This is a genomic window from Streptomyces sp. NPDC087845 (genome assembly GCF_044742755.1).
Lineage (GTDB): Bacteria > Actinomycetota > Actinomycetes > Streptomycetales > Streptomycetaceae > Streptomyces.
The window spans coordinates 39,568-53,688 of record NZ_JBIUVC010000027.1; the positions used below are offsets into that span (position 1 = coordinate 39,568).

The 14,121-nt window shown below is 69.3% G+C and carries 13 protein-coding genes and 4 pseudogenes; 6 read left to right on the forward strand and 11 right to left on the reverse strand.

Annotation, left to right across the window (positions count from 1 at the left end; all coding sequences use genetic code 11):
• Nucleotides 1-53 precede the first annotated feature (53 nt).
• Nucleotides 54-752, forward strand: coding sequence for a cysteine hydrolase (locus ACIOMQ_RS38220; RefSeq protein ID WP_362207446.1), 699 nt, complete (start codon nt 54-56; stop codon nt 750-752).
• Here the strand turns inward: ACIOMQ_RS38220 and ACIOMQ_RS38225 are convergent.
• A complete protein-coding gene (locus ACIOMQ_RS38225; RefSeq protein ID WP_362207449.1) occupies nt 749-1,219 on the reverse strand; it encodes a Rieske (2Fe-2S) protein in 471 nt (156 codons plus the stop codon). The genes ACIOMQ_RS38220 and ACIOMQ_RS38225 overlap by 4 nt on opposite strands.
• 117 nt (nt 1,220-1,336) lie before the next feature.
• On the reverse strand, nt 1,337-3,511 hold the full coding sequence (locus ACIOMQ_RS38230) for a prolyl oligopeptidase family serine peptidase (RefSeq protein WP_401944498.1): 2,175 nt from the start codon (nt 3,509-3,511) through the stop codon (nt 1,337-1,339).
• 161 nt (nt 3,512-3,672) lie between these two features.
• On the opposite strand from ACIOMQ_RS38230, the gene ACIOMQ_RS38235 reads away from it, so the two are divergent.
• Entirely contained in the window at nt 3,673-4,053 is a 381-nt protein-coding gene (locus tag ACIOMQ_RS38235; RefSeq protein ID WP_362207455.1) for a hypothetical protein, read from the forward strand.
• Nucleotides 4,054-4,293: 240 nt separating this feature from the next.
• On the opposite strand, the gene ACIOMQ_RS38240 is transcribed toward ACIOMQ_RS38235, so the two are convergent.
• The 4 genes and pseudogenes from ACIOMQ_RS38240 to ACIOMQ_RS38255 form a co-directional block, all read right to left on the reverse strand.
• Entirely contained in the window at nt 4,294-4,482 is a 189-nt protein-coding gene (locus tag ACIOMQ_RS38240) for an amidohydrolase family protein (protein ID WP_401266657.1), read from the reverse strand.
• A 1-nt stretch (nt 4,483) separates the two neighbouring features.
• Nucleotides 4,484-5,302: pseudogene (locus tag ACIOMQ_RS38245) on the reverse strand (amidohydrolase family protein); the annotation flags it as partial.
• Nucleotides 5,303-5,687: 385 nt separating this feature from the next.
• Nucleotides 5,688-6,401 carry a TetR/AcrR family transcriptional regulator gene (locus tag ACIOMQ_RS38250; protein WP_402192390.1) on the reverse strand — a complete coding sequence of 238 codons (714 nt, stop codon included), beginning with the start codon at nt 6,399-6,401 and terminating at the stop codon, nt 5,688-5,690.
• A 488-nt stretch (nt 6,402-6,889) separates the two neighbouring features.
• The gene (locus ACIOMQ_RS38255) at nt 6,890-7,549 is read right to left on the reverse strand and encodes a zinc ribbon domain-containing protein (protein ID WP_402192392.1); all 660 of its coding nucleotides are present in this window, start codon (nt 7,547-7,549) and stop codon (nt 6,890-6,892) included.
• A gap of 416 nt (nt 7,550-7,965) precedes the next feature.
• Here ACIOMQ_RS38255 and ACIOMQ_RS38260 point away from each other — a divergent pair, with 416 nt between their 5' ends.
• The 3 genes from ACIOMQ_RS38260 (at nt 7,966) to ACIOMQ_RS38270 (ending at nt 10,821) form a co-directional block, all read left to right on the forward strand.
• The gene (locus ACIOMQ_RS38260; RefSeq protein ID WP_402192395.1) at nt 7,966-8,382 is read left to right on the forward strand and encodes a hypothetical protein; all 417 of its coding nucleotides are present in this window, start codon (nt 7,966-7,968) and stop codon (nt 8,380-8,382) included.
• A 1,106-nt stretch (nt 8,383-9,488) separates the two neighbouring features.
• Nucleotides 9,489-10,535, forward strand: a complete 1,047-nt coding sequence (locus ACIOMQ_RS38265) for a glycosyltransferase (protein ID WP_401988675.1) — start codon at nt 9,489-9,491, stop codon at nt 10,533-10,535.
• A 160-nt stretch (nt 10,536-10,695) separates the two neighbouring features.
• Nucleotides 10,696-10,821 carry a hypothetical protein gene (locus ACIOMQ_RS38270; protein WP_362207473.1) on the forward strand — a complete coding sequence of 42 codons (126 nt, stop codon included), beginning with the start codon at nt 10,696-10,698 and terminating at the stop codon, nt 10,819-10,821.
• A gap of 1,049 nt (nt 10,822-11,870) precedes the next feature.
• Here the strand turns inward: ACIOMQ_RS38270 and ACIOMQ_RS38275 are convergent.
• The 4 genes and pseudogenes from ACIOMQ_RS38275 to ACIOMQ_RS38290 all read right to left on the reverse strand — a co-directional run.
• Nucleotides 11,871-12,089 carry a hypothetical protein gene (locus tag ACIOMQ_RS38275; RefSeq protein ID WP_402192398.1) on the reverse strand — a complete coding sequence of 73 codons (219 nt, stop codon included), beginning with the start codon at nt 12,087-12,089 and terminating at the stop codon, nt 11,871-11,873.
• A gap of 317 nt (nt 12,090-12,406) precedes the next feature.
• A complete protein-coding gene (locus ACIOMQ_RS38280) occupies nt 12,407-12,718 on the reverse strand; it encodes a hypothetical protein (protein ID WP_362207478.1) in 312 nt (103 codons plus the stop codon).
• Nucleotides 12,715-13,008, reverse strand: a pseudogene (locus ACIOMQ_RS38285) (integrase core domain-containing protein); the annotation flags it as partial. The pseudogene ACIOMQ_RS38285 and the gene ACIOMQ_RS38280, both read right to left, overlap by 4 nt.
• A 7-nt stretch (nt 13,009-13,015) precedes the next feature.
• Nucleotides 13,016-13,201, reverse strand: a pseudogene (locus ACIOMQ_RS38290) (IS30 family transposase); the annotation flags it as partial.
• 5 nt (nt 13,202-13,206) lie between these two features.
• On the opposite strand from ACIOMQ_RS38290, the pseudogene ACIOMQ_RS38295 reads away from it, so the two are divergent.
• A pseudogene (locus tag ACIOMQ_RS38295) lies at nt 13,207-13,537 on the forward strand (transposase); the annotation flags it as partial.
• A 174-nt stretch (nt 13,538-13,711) separates the two neighbouring features.
• Here the strand turns inward: ACIOMQ_RS38295 and ACIOMQ_RS38300 are convergent.
• The gene (locus ACIOMQ_RS38300; RefSeq protein ID WP_362207481.1) at nt 13,712-14,065 is read right to left on the reverse strand and encodes a hypothetical protein; all 354 of its coding nucleotides are present in this window, start codon (nt 14,063-14,065) and stop codon (nt 13,712-13,714) included.
• Between the last annotated feature and the right edge of the window lie 56 nt (nt 14,066-14,121).

Here is a 14,121-nt window from a genome sequence, read left to right on the forward strand (position 1 = left end):
CACGCAATGGCGGTTAGCCTCGCGCGCCCGATCCGCCACCGAAGGGGGCAGCCGTGCCGTCGAAGGAACAGCTCGCCGAGCAGCTCGATCCGGCCATCACCGTGCTTCTGACGGTCGAATGTCAGCAGGGCGTCGTGGGCCCCGGCAGCGCACTGCCCGAACTGGCCGAGGAAGCCAGGTCCTCCGGCGCCCTCCACCGCGTCGCCCGGCTGGTGGCGGCCGCCCACGAGGCCGGGGTCCAGGTACTGCACGCGGTGGCCGAACGCCGCCCCGACGGGCGGGGCGCCAACCACAACGCCCGCCTCTTCCGGGCCGCCGGACGGCTGCCCGTGCAACAGCACTCGGGCACCACGGCGGTACGGATCGCCGCGCCCATCGAGGTGGCGGACGAGGACCTCGTCGTGCGCCGGCTGCACGGCCTCTCGCCCATCGCCGGCACGGATGTGGACGCGTTGCTCCGCAACCTCGGCTGCCGGACGCTCGTCGTCACCGGGGTCTCGGCCAATGTGGCTGTTCCCAACGCCGTGTTCGACGCGGTGAATCTCGGTTACACGGCGGTGGTGCCGTCCGATGCCATCGCGGGGGTGCCGGCCGACTACACCCCCGCGATGATCCGCAACACACTCGCCCTGGTCGCCACCCTCACGACCACCGATGAGGTGCTCGGCTGCTGGCGCGGCCGAGGGCGGACGAAGACCCGTCCGGCGGAGCGCGGCCGGCCGGGCCCAACCTCACAGGGCAATAGCCCTTAGGCCGGGAGAGTGATCGAACCGCCCTCGACCGTGATGGCCCTGGTGGGCAGCGGCTGGGGCGCCGGACCCGCTGTCACGCTGCCGGTCGCCATGTCGAACTTGCTGCCGTGGCACGGGCAGTTGATGGTGCCGCCCGACACGCTCGACACAGCGCATCCCTGGTGGGTGCACTTCGACGAGAACGCCTTGAAGGAACCGGCCTCTGGCTGTGTCACCACGACGCCGCGGTCGGCGAAGATCTTTCCGCCACCCTTCGGGATGTCGGTGGTCTTCGCCAGCACGTCCCCACCGCGGTTCCTTTCGGCAGCGGTCGGTTCGACCGCGTCCGATCCGCTTGAGCCGCCCGAGCCGCCCGAGTCCTTCTGACTGCCGCACGCGGTGATTACGGCCGTCACCGAGACGGCCCCGACCGCTGCGACAACGGCCCGACGCCCGGGGCGGACCTCGTGGTCCTGCGATGCGTTCATTCCGGCATTCCCTTCCGCGACGCTCGCGACCTGGATGTTCGCGAGCTCTCTGTTCACGACCTCGGTGGTCACCACGTCCGTGCCCGAGCGGGGGTACGCGCAGCGGGACCCCCGTGTTCAACTCCTCAAAGACTTCTTGAGAAAGTCTCGCTCCAGCAGCAGCAGATTGCTCGCCGTCTCCTCCTGGGTGACCAGATGGCCGGCCCCGGACAACGGCAGCACCGTGTGCGGCCGGCCCGCGGCCAGCAGCGCGGCGGAGAACCGCACCATGTGGGCGACGGCCACATTGTCATCGGCAAATCCGTGCACCAGCATGAGCGGGCGCGTCAGCCCGGACGCCTCCGGGAGCAGTGAACTGCGCTCGTAATTCTCCGGAAGTACATCCGGGTGGCCGAGGAACCGTTCCTCCCAATGGGTGTCGTAGAGCCGCCGGTCGGCCGGCGCGGCACCGGCGACCGCCGCGTGGAAGACCTCCGGACGACGCAGCACGGCGGCAGCCGCGAGGTAGCCGCTGAACGACCAGCCGCGCATGGCGACCCGCGTCAGGTCCAGGGCCGAATACCGTGCGGCAGCCGCGTGCAGCGCGTCGACCTGGTCCTCCAGCACGGCCGTCAGCCGGTCGCCGTGCACCGATTTCTCCCATGCCTCCCCACGCCCCGGAGTGCCGCGACCATCCGTGACCAGCACCGCGAAGCCCTGCTCGGCGAACCACTGGGCGACCGCGACCCACCAGGTACGCACGTTCAGGACGACCTGCATGCCATGACCCGCGTACGGGCTGAGCAGCACCGGCAGCGGGGCGTCGCCCGCCCGGTGCCACGACGGCAGATACAGCCTGCTGCGCAGCTCACGCTTCCCGAGGCTCAGCATCGCGGCCCGTGGGGTGACCAGTGGCGTCTCGGCGAGAACCGCGATCCGCCCCACCGGAACCCCGTCGCGCAGCACGGACACCGTCTGACCGTCCGGGGTCCTGCTGTCCAGCACCACGGTGGGGCCACCGACCGACGCCGTGTGCACACCGGGTGCCGCACTGACCCGGACGAGACCGTGGAGACCGTCTTCGGGCGGCCGGTTCGCGCAGGACCAGACGTGGACCTCGGTCGGTTCCTCGCTCGCGGTGAAGAACACCCTGTCACCGACGGCGCCGAGCACCTCACGGACCTCAAGTCCCGGAGGCGTCGTTCCGCCACCGACCGCCAGCCCCTGCGTGTCGCCCCCCGGCCGCGCGGGAACGACGAGCGCTCCGGAGCAGAGCCGCAGCGGTGTACCCGGCCTCAGCGCCACCCACGCACGGTCATGGGCACGGCTCAGGGTCCGCGTCTCTCCCGTGGCGGGATCCACCGCCAGGACATGCACCGAACGCTGATCGCGTGTCTGCACGGAGACCAGCGGGCCGCGCCGGTCCCATGCCGCCGTCACCACGTACTCGAACGACCGGTCCGTCCACACACCCCCGGGGTGGTCCTCCCCGGCGGCCGCGGGCAGTCGGACCGTGATCCGCTCCCCGGACACCCGCACGAGGTGCAACGACACTTCCGCGTTCGCGGTCCCCGCCGCCGGATACGCGAGCTCGCGCGGAGGCCGCTCCGGGTGGGCCGGATCGCTGATGTAGCGGCGCTGCACCATCGAGGTGTCCACCCGTGCCACCAGAAGCGCATCGCTCCGCGGCGACCACCAGTGGCCGCGCGGGCGTCCGATCGACTCGGCCGATACATGGTCGGACAGTCCGTACGTCACCCGCTCGCCGTCCGGGGCGGCGAGCGCGCGGTCGCCGGCCCCTTCCACCGGCACGATCCGCAGCGCACCTCCGGAGACGTACGCGATCAGGGTGCCGTCCGGCGACGGCCGGGGATCGACCACCGGACCGGCGGTGACGATCCGGCGCGGAGCGCCTCCGTCCGTCCGCACCACCCAGAGTTCGCCGCCGAGCGCGAAGGCCGCGATCCGCACTTGGGCGTCGGTGGCGTAGGACACCACGCCCGACGAGGTCTCCCTGGCCCGTTCGCGGCGCGCCAGCTCCTCCGGCGGCACCGCACCGGAGGACGCGTTGCCGTGGCCCGGCCCGAGCGGATCGGCGAGCATCCGCTCCTGGCCGTCCTCGTACAGCCAGAGCCGGCTCACCTGATCCGTACCGGACGTGGACCGCACGAAGAGCACCCGCGCGCCGTCCGGCGAGACGGTGAACTGCCGGGGCACACCCAGCGAGAAGCGGCGGGTCCGGGCGAACTGCCGGGGGAAGCGCCGGGTTTCGTCCGGAAGGTCGTCAATCGTGGAGTCGAACGGTGTCGTCATGGAGACACCATGACAGGCGGGTCCCGGACAATCCGGCTGCGGACAACCCGGCCCTGGACCACCCGGCCCCGGTTCCGGCTGCGGCCCGGACCGGGGGAGACTGCGCGTCGGGTGCGATCGGCCGTGCGTGATTGTCAGAGGCGCCTGCGAGGCTGAGCGACATGACACTGAGCAACTTCAACGAGTTCGAGCAGGCCATCCGCGGCGGTTGGGGCGCGGACACCACGACGCCGGACCACCGCCCGGACTGGAGCCCGGACAACCCGGCACGCGACCAGTGCGGTGTCACCGCCCTGGTGGTGCACGACCTGTTGGGCGGTGAGCTGATCCGCGGCGAGGTCCATGTCGACGGCGAACAAGTGGACTATCACTGGTGGAACCGCCTGGGCATGGGGATCGAAGTCGATCTCACACGCGAGCAGTTCGGCCCCCACGAGAGGGTTGTCGGCGGCGAGGTGATCGAACGGCCCGCGGAGATCGTGCGGCTCCGCGCGGAGTACGAGCTCCTCCGCAGCCGAGTGCTGGCGGCGCTGCGTCCGTAGGCGCCACGCCGCCCGGTCGCCCCTGGCGGCGTACGGCGGTCAGCGGGCCGCCGCGTCCCCGGCTCGCCGCTGCGCAAGCGGGCGAAGAGGAGCGTCCGGTCCAGCTGTCCCTTCACCACGAGGTCGCCGTGGTGGAAGAACGGCAGGCGGATCTCCTGGTCGCCGGTCAACGTGCCCCGTCGGCGGGCATCCCCCGCCCGGACTGCAACCCTTGTCGGTCGCTCGCGAAGTGACCGTCCGTCAGATATCCGCGTCGCGGTGCGTGGTGTGTCCGTCGAGGACGGTGAGCAGTACGGGCAGCCGGGGCAGATCCGTGGCGGCCACGGTGAGCGGGCTGTCCGCGAACACGGTGAGGTCGGCACGGTGGCCGACGGCGAGGCGACCGGCATGCGCTTCCTCACCCGCGGCGTATGCGGGGTTGAGAGTCATGGCCCTGCTGCTCGATGAGTGAGCGCAGTGCCTCCGCGTCGGCACCGGGCCGGCACCAGGGGGCCACCCGCAACCGCAGCGGGAGCGCGCCATCGGCGTCGAGTTCGCCGTACAGGGCGAGGCTCTCGCCGTTGGCGTCCATCGCGTGGCCGCCGGTGAGTCCGGCGGCCGCCATGTTCCGCAGGGTGTCGGTGAGGCGGGCGCGCAGTTCGGCGCGGGTGGGCTGCGGGGCCGCGGCTTCGACGACCGCGCACGCCGCGTCCTCCAGCGGCAGACCGGTGGGCCGTCCTTCGTCGTCGCAGACGATCTGGGACGCCTCGGCGAAGCGGCGCGGCCCGTCCACACCCGCGAGTTCGAGTGCGCGGGCGCTGGCCAGCATCGAATGCGCGTCGAAGAGCTGGAGGAGGGCCGGGACGCCGTCGAGCACCGGGGCGAGGGCGGCCGCGGCGACCGGCCGGTCGCCGAACACCTTCGGGTCCAGGCCCCAGCCGTGCAGCCATGCGCCGGGTGCCAGCGTCCGGACCTCGCCGGCCAGGGCCTGCTTGACCTCGTCGAGGCCGGTGCAACCGGAGAGGTCCAGGCCGCGGGTGAGATCGGCGCCGGACAGCGGATGAAGGTGCCCGTCGACGAGCCCGGGCGTCACCACGGCACCCTTCAGATCGATCACCGTCGTCGCAGAGTCCGCGAGCCTGCGGATCCGGCGGTCGTCGCCCAGATCGGAGATGCGTCCCCCGGACACGGCCAGGGCGGTGTTTGGTAGCAGCTCGCCGGAGAGCGGGTCCAGTAGGCGGGCGGAAAGCAGGACGAGGCTGGTGCGCACGGTGGCTCCTTCGATGCTGGTCGGCTCGTTGCGGCCGGGGCGGGCCGACCCGGCACGGTTCGGGCCGGCATTCTTCGGGCCGGTCGGTCGGTTCGGCGGTGGGGCGGGGTGGCCCGGTCGGTTCGGTGGTGGGGGCGGGCGGACCGGTTGGTTCGCCGCGCGGGCCGAGGCGGGCCGAGGCAGGCCGGGGTGGGCCGGGGCGCCCGGTGGTTCGGCGCGCGGGCCGGGCCCGGGTGGGCCGGTTGTGGGGTGCGGCGGGTCGGCCCCCCGGTCCGGCACGGGGGAGGCTCGTTGTCGGCCCCGTGCGCCCCGGCGAGGGGCCCGCACGGGTGGTTCGGCCCGGGGACCGGCCTCCGCGCCCGGTTGCCGAGCCCGGCCCCCGGCCTCAGTCGCGGGACCCGGCAGTGGTGGTGGCGTCCTCGCCGGCGGCAGCCGCACCTGTAGGGGGCCGGTTCGTCGCGTGCGCACCGGCATGGTCCATGAGCGTGCCGCTCTCCAGGCCCAGTTCGCGTTCGGCCGTGCTGACGGCCATCCGTGTCACCGCCTCGGGGCGGTCGCCGGTTTCGGTGTTGGCGTGGGCACCGAGACCGTCGATGACGACAAGGATCTGAATGGTCGTCACATATGGGTCGGCGGTGCGGAATTCCCCCCGGTCGACGCCCTTGCGAATGAGGCCCTCCAAGCGGCCGCGCCACATGCCCTCCTGGTGGCCGACCCTGTCACACAGTACGGGGCGGTAGCGGCTGAGGTGCCGGGCGTTGATCCAGAGGCGGCTGATGTCGTCGTATGTGTCACCCGTGGCGAGGGCGAAGAAGCGCGCGAGGTACTCCGTGGCCGTTCCCGCCGCCCTGTCCAGTGGCAGGAGCGTGTCCAGCTCGGTACCGGCGGCGGTGCCGAAGGCCTCGGCCACCAGGTCCTCCACCGCGGGGAAGTAGTGGCTGATGAGACCCGGGCGGACATCGAGCTGTTCGCCGATCCTGCGCAGAGTGATGCACTCCAGGCCCTCGGTCAGGGCAATGGCGGCAGCCGCGTCGACGATTTCCGCACGCCGGTCCGACGGCGATTTCCGAATCCGCTTCCGCTGAATGCTTGACGACATGCCCCGATGTTATTGAGTGTGCGACCAATAAGCAGGCAGGCGGACGTGCCGCCGGCCCGGCCGGTCGCTCCCGTACTCCTCGCGGGTCCCGTGGCGGATCCCGCCGGAGGCCCCGCCCCCGGCCCCGCCCCCCGGCCCGGGCGCGGATCGTGCTGCCGGAGCGCCGGACAGCCTGGGAAATGGCTCACCGAAGTCACCGCGACCCGCTACGCCACGTCCCTGCGGGAGGGCGTTCGCTGCCCGGAACGGTCGAGGCCGACGACTCTGCAGAGGGGGCGAGTACGGGAACGGACGGGTGACGCAGACCTTCTGCCTGCCCTCCTCGGAGGGATTCCGCCCCCATGGCCACCCGGGAGAGCCCTCGCGGAACACGGTTCCGGGCCCGCGGGTCGCGAACATGCGACAGGGGGCCTGGCACTCGCGTGCGACGGCAACGGCGTACGGACCAGGCGCCGCACGCCCATGGTGCAGCGCCTCATGGGGAACCCCTACTGCCTCGAACCGCACCCCGGGCAGAACGCGGCGCCTTGCGGCACGGTCGCGCTACAAGAACCGCACTGCGGGTTCTGGGCGAGGCGGTGGCCGCACCCTGGGCAGAACGCGCCGCCGCGGGTCTCCGTACGGCACTGCGGGCAGACCAACTGCCGGGGTGCGCTCACGTCGTAGCCCTGCCCGGCGATCTGCCCGGCGGCGTAGGATCGATCCGCCACGAAGTCGTTCATCCCACGCCGACGGGCGGCCTCCGCCTCGGCGGCGGTGTCGGGGGCGCACTGCAGGCAGAGGCCCTGCTCGACGTTCCAGCACTGTCCGCAGACGTGCGAGGTGCAGCGGGGGCACCGGTTGAAGTGCCCCTGCGCGTTGTCGATCGCGCGCTGGAACGCGGTGTCCCTCGCTCCGCCCCAGGTGGCACCGGCCAGGCCGTCGGCGGCATTGTGGATGGTGCCGGCGTTGCCGCCCAGCAGACTCCAGGCGGCATTGGCTCCCTTGCCGATCCAACTGGCCGCCTGGCCCGATCTGAACGGCTCGAACGGCGAACGCCAGGTGTCCGAACAGCGCGAGCACCGGAACTCGAACTGAAAACCCGCACCGGTGCCGTGCTGCTGTGACAGGTCGTTGTAGTTGTTGCTGAAGTAGATTTCGTCGGCCACGTCTGAACCTCACGTATTCGATCAGATTCTTCCAATCGTATGATTGCAACGTTCGGTCACCCCGGCAGGAGCGGCAGGGTCACCGTTTGGTAATTCCTCCGCAGGTCAGACCCGAGCCTCCCCATCCGCTGCGGGACGTGGACGGTGGGGTGCGCCACCCCCTCGCCCGTCACTGCGCGCACATCTGGCCGGGAGGGCGGAGTTCATTCGAGGATGTGGGGCGTCGGCCGCCGTCTAGGCGCCGAGCTGTTCCAGGCGTCATCTCCCCGGCCCTGCACGGCTGTTACAAGACAGCGACAAACTCCGATGAACGCCTGCCTCCGCTGTGCCGTCGTTTCTAGTGACTACGCCAATCGACACGTAGGTGCCCTTTGGCGCGAAAGGCTGTTCTCACCATAGAAAGGGACAGATCTGTGATGATCTCGAAGCGGCGCTCCCTGCGCCTGGCCGTCGTCGGTGTTCTCGGTGCGGCTTCCCTCGCCCTCGCGGGCAGCGCGATGGCAGCAACCCCGGCCGCGCACACCGCAACCCCGGCCGTCGCGCAGAAGGCCGTGCCCGCCAAGGCCAGCATCACGGCCAAGCCGTCGGTGTCCTCCGTCCGCGCCTGGCAGCTGTTCCGGGTCACGGGCAAGACCACCGGACTCAAGGCGGGCAGCAAGGTGACCCTTCAGCAGAAGCAGCACGGCAAGTGGGTCAGCCTGCCCGCGTCCGTGAGCATCGCGCGGGACGGCTCCTACTCGCTCGGCGTCAAGCTCGGGCTGAAGGGCAAGAACGACCTGCGCATCGTCAGTGGCACCACGGCCTCGCCGGTCTTCAACGTGACGGTCCGCTGAGGCGCGCTGTCACCGCGGCGGAGGTGGACTGTCGGCACCGGGGTGGTCTCACCTGCCCCGGTGTCCCACCGGACGGAATCGTCGGTGACACCACCTCCTCCGGCCCACGGGAATCAACCGTTGTCGGCGGGGATTTGTCTTCGCCGCGTCCGGCCCGTACGCGCAGGGGATGACCGTGTGACCGCCAGGGCAACCTGACCGGCGCCGCGTCCGGCCCGCGCGCGCACGGTGCCGCATCACCCCCGCGCCGCCCGGGTGGTAGGCGACAGGTCCGGCCCGCGCGCACGGTGCCGCACGCCTCGTGGTTGCTGTCGCGGGGGCTTCGCGGGTGAGAGCTGTGCGGAAGTTCTCCAGGGCGCGCGGGGAACGTGACGAGGCCCTTCCCCCGGCGGGGGAAGGGCCTCGTGAGTGAGCGCTGGGCAGGCCTTGCACCTGCATTTCCCCGCAGGAAGCGGGGCGTCTTTCCTTGGACCACCAACGCAGCGCCAGCCGCCGCGGGTTGCGGCGAACTTGCAAGATCAACTATAGCGCATGCGACCGTCGGTCGGCGCCGGCCCTCACAGAGGCGAACGGCCATAACGCCGCCTCTGCGCCATGGAGCTCCTCAGCCCTCGGGGCCGTGAGCGGACCCGGAACCGATCGATGACGGTACGCAGGATGCTGCGAGGGGGGTTGGTGGCGCGGTCGACGGTCTGCTGTGCAGGGCGGTCGACGGCCTGTGCTCGCGGGGCGATGCACCACGTCGGGCCGGTGACACACGTGGACTTTGCTGTCACCCTGAGCGTACGAGTAACGGTCCCAGCCGCTGAGCAAGAACGTGGCTTCAAGAAGGCAGCGCCACTTCCAGCCAATCCGCCCACGAATTACGCCTACGGCCGAGACGTACCGACCTACCGACGTCGCAGCTTCGGATGCCTCGCCGTTCGACCTGGTTTCCGGCGCCGTTGCAGCCATGGCCGCCGGGCCATTCACCCCAGCTTCGGCAACGAACTTCAGGACCAGGTCGATGGGGCCATCAACGAGCCAACTCGCGTGGTTTGAAGAGAACTTCGAAGAGATTTCCTCATGATGAGGTCTCACCGATCGTTGTCTCTCGGGGAGGTACGGTGGCTGGTCGAGTCATCTACGCGTCGTTCGAGTTCCAGTTTCCGCTGGGCGGCATTCGCGTACTGAACCAACAGATCTCGCTGCTGCGGGCTGCCGGCGTCGAGGCGTTCCGCTGGACCCCCACGCCGGGATTCCGCTACACATGGTTCGACGACGATGTGCCGACGCTGTCCGGCATGACCTTGAATCTGGGGCCCGAGGACGTGCTCGTGCTGCACGAGGTCAGCGTGGTGCCGGGCCACGACCCGGCGCCCGGCGGGCACAAGGTCATCTATTCGCAGGGGCATTACCTCAACTTCCTGACCTGCCCCGACCCCGGCCCGTACCCGGGCTGGCCGGTGCGGCCGGCTCTGTGGGCGATCTCGCAGGCGGGCGTCGAAATGCTCCGCCGCGCCCTGCCTGAGTTCGAACCGCACCTGGTGCCGAACATCATCGACACCGAGCTGTTCCGGCCGGCATCGACCGGGCGGGTTCGACGCATCGCATGGATGTCCCGCAAACGTCCGATCGAAAGCACGCTGCTTCGCCGCCTGCTCCACACCGACCCGCGGTCCACCGACATCGATCTGTACGACATCCACGCGGTTCCCCACGAGGAAGTCGCTCGCGTGTTGTCGGAAACGTCGGTGTTCATCGCGTTGGGAGCGCCCGAGGGCGAGGGCTTCGGCCTGCCCCCGGCCGAGGCGATGGCCAGCGGCTGCCTGGTGACCGGATACGCAGGTGGCGGCGGCGCGGAATTGTTCGACTCGCCGTCTGCGTGGCGCATTCCGGAGCTCGAAACGGCTCAGTTGGCCGACAAGGCGCTTGAGCTGCTCGACCTGCCCGACCAGGACGAGATACGGCGGGCGGGCCGCCAGTGGGTCGCCGACCGCTACACCACCAGGGCCGCCACCGCGGCGCTGATCGAGGGCATCCGCAAAGCACGTGCCCTCCCCGGGGGCGCGGCGTCGGCCACCCATCCGGCCGCCTGGATGGAGGAGCTGCTGAGACGCTTCCCGGTGCCGCCGGAGACGTACACGAGGGTGGAGCCATCGGCCGCCTCTTGAGACTCGGCAGAACCAGGAGCGCCGAGCGTGGCTCCACACGGCTCCGCATCTGGGCCAACTCCCGATCGGGGCATCACGGCGGCGGACTTGCGGGCCTGCGCGGCGACTCCGGAGTCCACCGCCCCTTCGGTGGACTACCGGCGCGGCTCCTGTCCGAACCGTGGGCCGCTGCTTCACTCCGCCCGAAGAGGGGGAGACGCGTACCGTCGGCATCCCCTCCTCGGCGGCCCTGGAGCTGATGCACCGCGTCGGGGTGTTCTCCCCGGTGAAGGTGGAGCTTCTTTGAGGCCGGTGTAACCGGTGAAGCCGTTTGGGCCAGCGGGCCTCCAGCACGCCGGAGGCGGGAGAGCCCGTGGTGGCGTTGGCGCGGGGCTCGGACACTCATCGCCGACTGTCACTCTCGGTTACTATGCTCACTTCATGCCGGAGGTCGGACGCAGGGGAGCGCGCCGTCATCGAAGGAATGCCGGGGAGCCGGAGGGGCCAAGGCGCCAACCGGACTCCCCGGATTCTCCCCAGGGCTGATCGGGGCCGGCTCCGAGGGTAAGCGAGCAAGGAGCAGATCGTGGATTCCAAGGTTGAAGCGTTTGGCGGTCTGGGAAAATGCTGACAGAAGTGAGTGCTACCCGGTACGTCACACCCCTGCGGGAGGGCGGATCGCTGCCCGGAATCGTCGAGGCCGACGACCTCGGCACCTATGTCATGAAGTTGTCTACCACGTCGCGCTGACCTGGAGCGATTCAGCTTCAGTCGCCTCTGACCAGCGCAGATGAATCTTTCAGGGTCTTTCAGGGGCGTGCCGTCTTACGTAGTCGATTCTCCCCAGACGCTCCCCAGCAGCGCTGATCCTCCCCAGATTCTCCCCAGGGAGGGCCGCCGTGACGGACGGCGGGAGACGAAAATTGGCGCTGCCGCAGGCACGCTGAGTGACTGTAGCGAGCGCTGCCAGAATCCTAGGGGTGATCTCGGCTCCAAAATCTCCGCCCTGTGCGGACCCGTCCCTTCGAAGGCACTGCGTCCGGCCACTGATAGCGAGACGGCTGCCCGACCTGGGCCGTGACGGTCCCACCTGGCACAGGTTGTAGATCGCGTCTTGTGCGGTACAGGGTGGTCTAGGTGACGCGCGTAAGTGCAGGTCAGGCCCCTGTGGTCCAGGAGCGTCTACGGTGTTGGTGATAGCCATGTGAGAGATGGCGTACCCCCGTCGGCAGGTGCCGGCGGGGGTTCTGCGTGTCGCGGCGGGTCTCTCTGCGGGGCGATCGATGTGGCCTGTCGGGTCGGGGTGTCTACGTCCCTTCTGCTGGGGGCGGGCGTTGACGACGCTTTCGGGTGCGTTCACTGAGGTTGCCGTCTGCGGATGGGGAGGACGCTCAGGGCCATGACGGTGCCGTCGTCGTGGAAGGAGATCGGCCCGTTCCATCTGCCGGTTCCGTGGGGGTCTTGCGGGGTGGAGCGGCTTTGGAAGGCGCGGTATTCCTCCACGCGGCCCTTCTTGATGAGTTCGTACAGGTGCTCGGCCATGCCGGAGAATGCCTCGATGCGTACGGACCCCATACGGAAGACATGGTCCGTGCCGACGAATTTCGTGCCGCCGACTTGGATGTCTGCGTCGTCAACGCTTGATGTGGCGGCGAAGGGGGGCACGTCGTAGTGCTGTCGTCCCTGGCGCGTGGTGAGGTACTGGGCGGTTCGGGGTCCTCCGCCGACCAAAGCGGTCAGGTTGGCAGCTCCGGTACGGGCCAGGAGCTGACCGAACCAACCGCGGTCGGCCTCGGCTACTTGGAAGCCGTCGGCGGTCCGTGCGCGTTTCCCGTCGCGGGCGGGTATGTGAATGGCGTTCGGGTAGGAGATGCCGGCCTTGTCTCGGATCTCTATATCGGCGCTTCCCGGGGCACCCGGTGTACGGAGAGGGAGAAGGGATTCGCCTTGTCCGACTGGAAGCTCGAATGCCGCACCACGGGCCGTGCCGCGCCCGCCGTGTCCGCGGTGGGCAGCTCCAGTTCGTAACCGCCCTGGTTCTGCGGGTCCGTGGGATCCGGCGCGTACCGCACGGTGAAGGCGCTGTTGACCTCGCCTTCCGCCGATAGGATGGTGACCTTCTTCTGCGGGCGTGCCGCGGTGTTCACCCAGGCGGTTGCGGTGAAGCTTGAGGTGTCCCCCGGAGTGTGGACACGGGGGTTCATGCTGCGAGTGTGAGTGTACGTTCTCTTTGGTGCCGTTGTTCGAATTCGGCTGGTGATAGATAGTCGAGGGCGCTGTGCCGCCTGCGAGCGCTGTAGTACGTCAGCCACTGGAAGATCTCCAGCCTCGCCTGACGCATCGTCGAGAACAGCCTCTGGTGCATCGTTTCTCGCTTGAGGCCCTGCCAGAAACTCTCGGCGAGGGCGTTGTCATAGCTCGAGCCGACCCGGCCCATGCTCCTGCGGATCCCGAAGCCGTCACAGACCTGCGCGAACGCGGCGGAGGTGTACTGCCCGGACTCAATCGGTTGTCGCAACACCGGCTTCTTGAGTCAAGAGTAGGTGTTCGTTGAGGGCTTCAGCGGGTGTCTTCCATCCGAGGGTTTTGCGGGGGGGCCTGTTGAGGGCGAGTGCAACGGCTGCGAGGTCGTCTGTCTGCCATCGGGACAGGTCCGTGCCCTTCGGAAAGTACTGCCGCAGCAACCCCGGCAGGGGATCTGGCGGCCTACGCCGACGCCGGCCACCTCGCCTCCGCCGCCGGACTGGTACCCGTGCCCCGGGACTCCGGGCGTCGGACCGGGAATCTGCACCGGCCCAAGCGCTACAGCCGCCGCCTGCGCCGAGTGTTCTACCTGTCCGCACAAACCAGCATCATCCGCGACGGCCCCAACCGAGATTTCTACCTCAAGAAGCGCGGCGAGGGATGCAAGCACGCCCAGGCTGTCATCGCCTTGGCCCGCCGACGCGCCAGCGTGCTATGGGCCCTCCTGTGCGACCACCGGGTCTTCACCCCCCGCTCCACCGCTCGCACAGGTGGCTTGACTTCGTCATTGAAACTCCTGGCAGACGGTGGATCTTGGTCGTGACACCGTCTGCCAGGAGCTTCGCCTTCCCGTCAGACCGTCCAACTCGTGGGCAACCACGTCAGGGTGGAAGCGGCTCAGAGAGTTAATCTTGAGACTGGGCCCCTCAGAAAACCCCCAAAGGGAGTCGAAGCTAGCCTGACCGAAGCACCTTCATCTGAGGGTCAAAACAGTTCAATCCAAACCTGTTGGCAACCTGTGCCACATAGGCAGACGCCATATCTGCGCTACTCCACGCAAGCGTGATGTAAACGTATGGCCCACCTGCCCCTCTGGAAAGTGGCGTTGCAGCCCAGGGCGTATCGTCTCCGGTATCCCTATCAGGCCAACGCTCAGTAAGGGCAGCCAGGAAGTCGGCGATGACGCTTACCACCGGGAACAGCTCGTCGCCATCGAGATACTCATCGTACAGGCGATTATGCACCCTAGCCGCTTCGCGATCACTGGACGGCACATCCCCTTGCCAAACCGCCAGGTCATAGCTCATCTTTCACTAACCTCGTCTCGCAGGCAATGGAACTCAACGCTTACCAATACTCCCTT

What these genes read in the sequence shown, in the direction of transcription:
- ACIOMQ_RS38225 (WP_362207449.1), bottom strand. Translation starts at nt 1,219, where the DNA reads ATGAACGCATCGCAGGACCACGAGGTCCGCCCCGGGCGTCGGGCCGTT.
- ACIOMQ_RS38235 (WP_362207455.1), top strand. Translation starts at nt 3,673, where the DNA reads ATGACACTGAGCAACTTCAACGAGTTCGAGCAGGCCATCCGCGGCGGT.
- ACIOMQ_RS38275 (WP_402192398.1), bottom strand. Translation starts at nt 12,089, where the DNA reads ATGGGGTCCGTACGCATCGAGGCATTCTCCGGCATGGCCGAGCACCTG.
- ACIOMQ_RS38300 (WP_362207481.1), bottom strand. Translation starts at nt 14,065, where the DNA reads ATGAGCTATGACCTGGCGGTTTGGCAAGGGGATGTGCCGTCCAGTGAT.
- ACIOMQ_RS38280 (WP_362207478.1), bottom strand. Translation starts at nt 12,718, where the DNA reads ATGAACCCCCGTGTCCACACTCCGGGGGACACCTCAAGCTTCACCGCA.
- ACIOMQ_RS38240 (WP_401266657.1), bottom strand. Translation starts at nt 4,482, where the DNA reads ATGACTCTCAACCCCGCATACGCCGCGGGTGAGGAAGCGCATGCCGGT.
- ACIOMQ_RS38260 (WP_402192395.1), top strand. Translation starts at nt 7,966, where the DNA reads ATGATCTCGAAGCGGCGCTCCCTGCGCCTGGCCGTCGTCGGTGTTCTC.
- ACIOMQ_RS38230 (WP_401944498.1), bottom strand. Translation starts at nt 3,511, where the DNA reads ATGACGACACCGTTCGACTCCACGATTGACGACCTTCCGGACGAAACC.
- ACIOMQ_RS38250 (WP_402192390.1), bottom strand. Translation starts at nt 6,401, where the DNA reads ATGTCGTCAAGCATTCAGCGGAAGCGGATTCGGAAATCGCCGTCGGAC.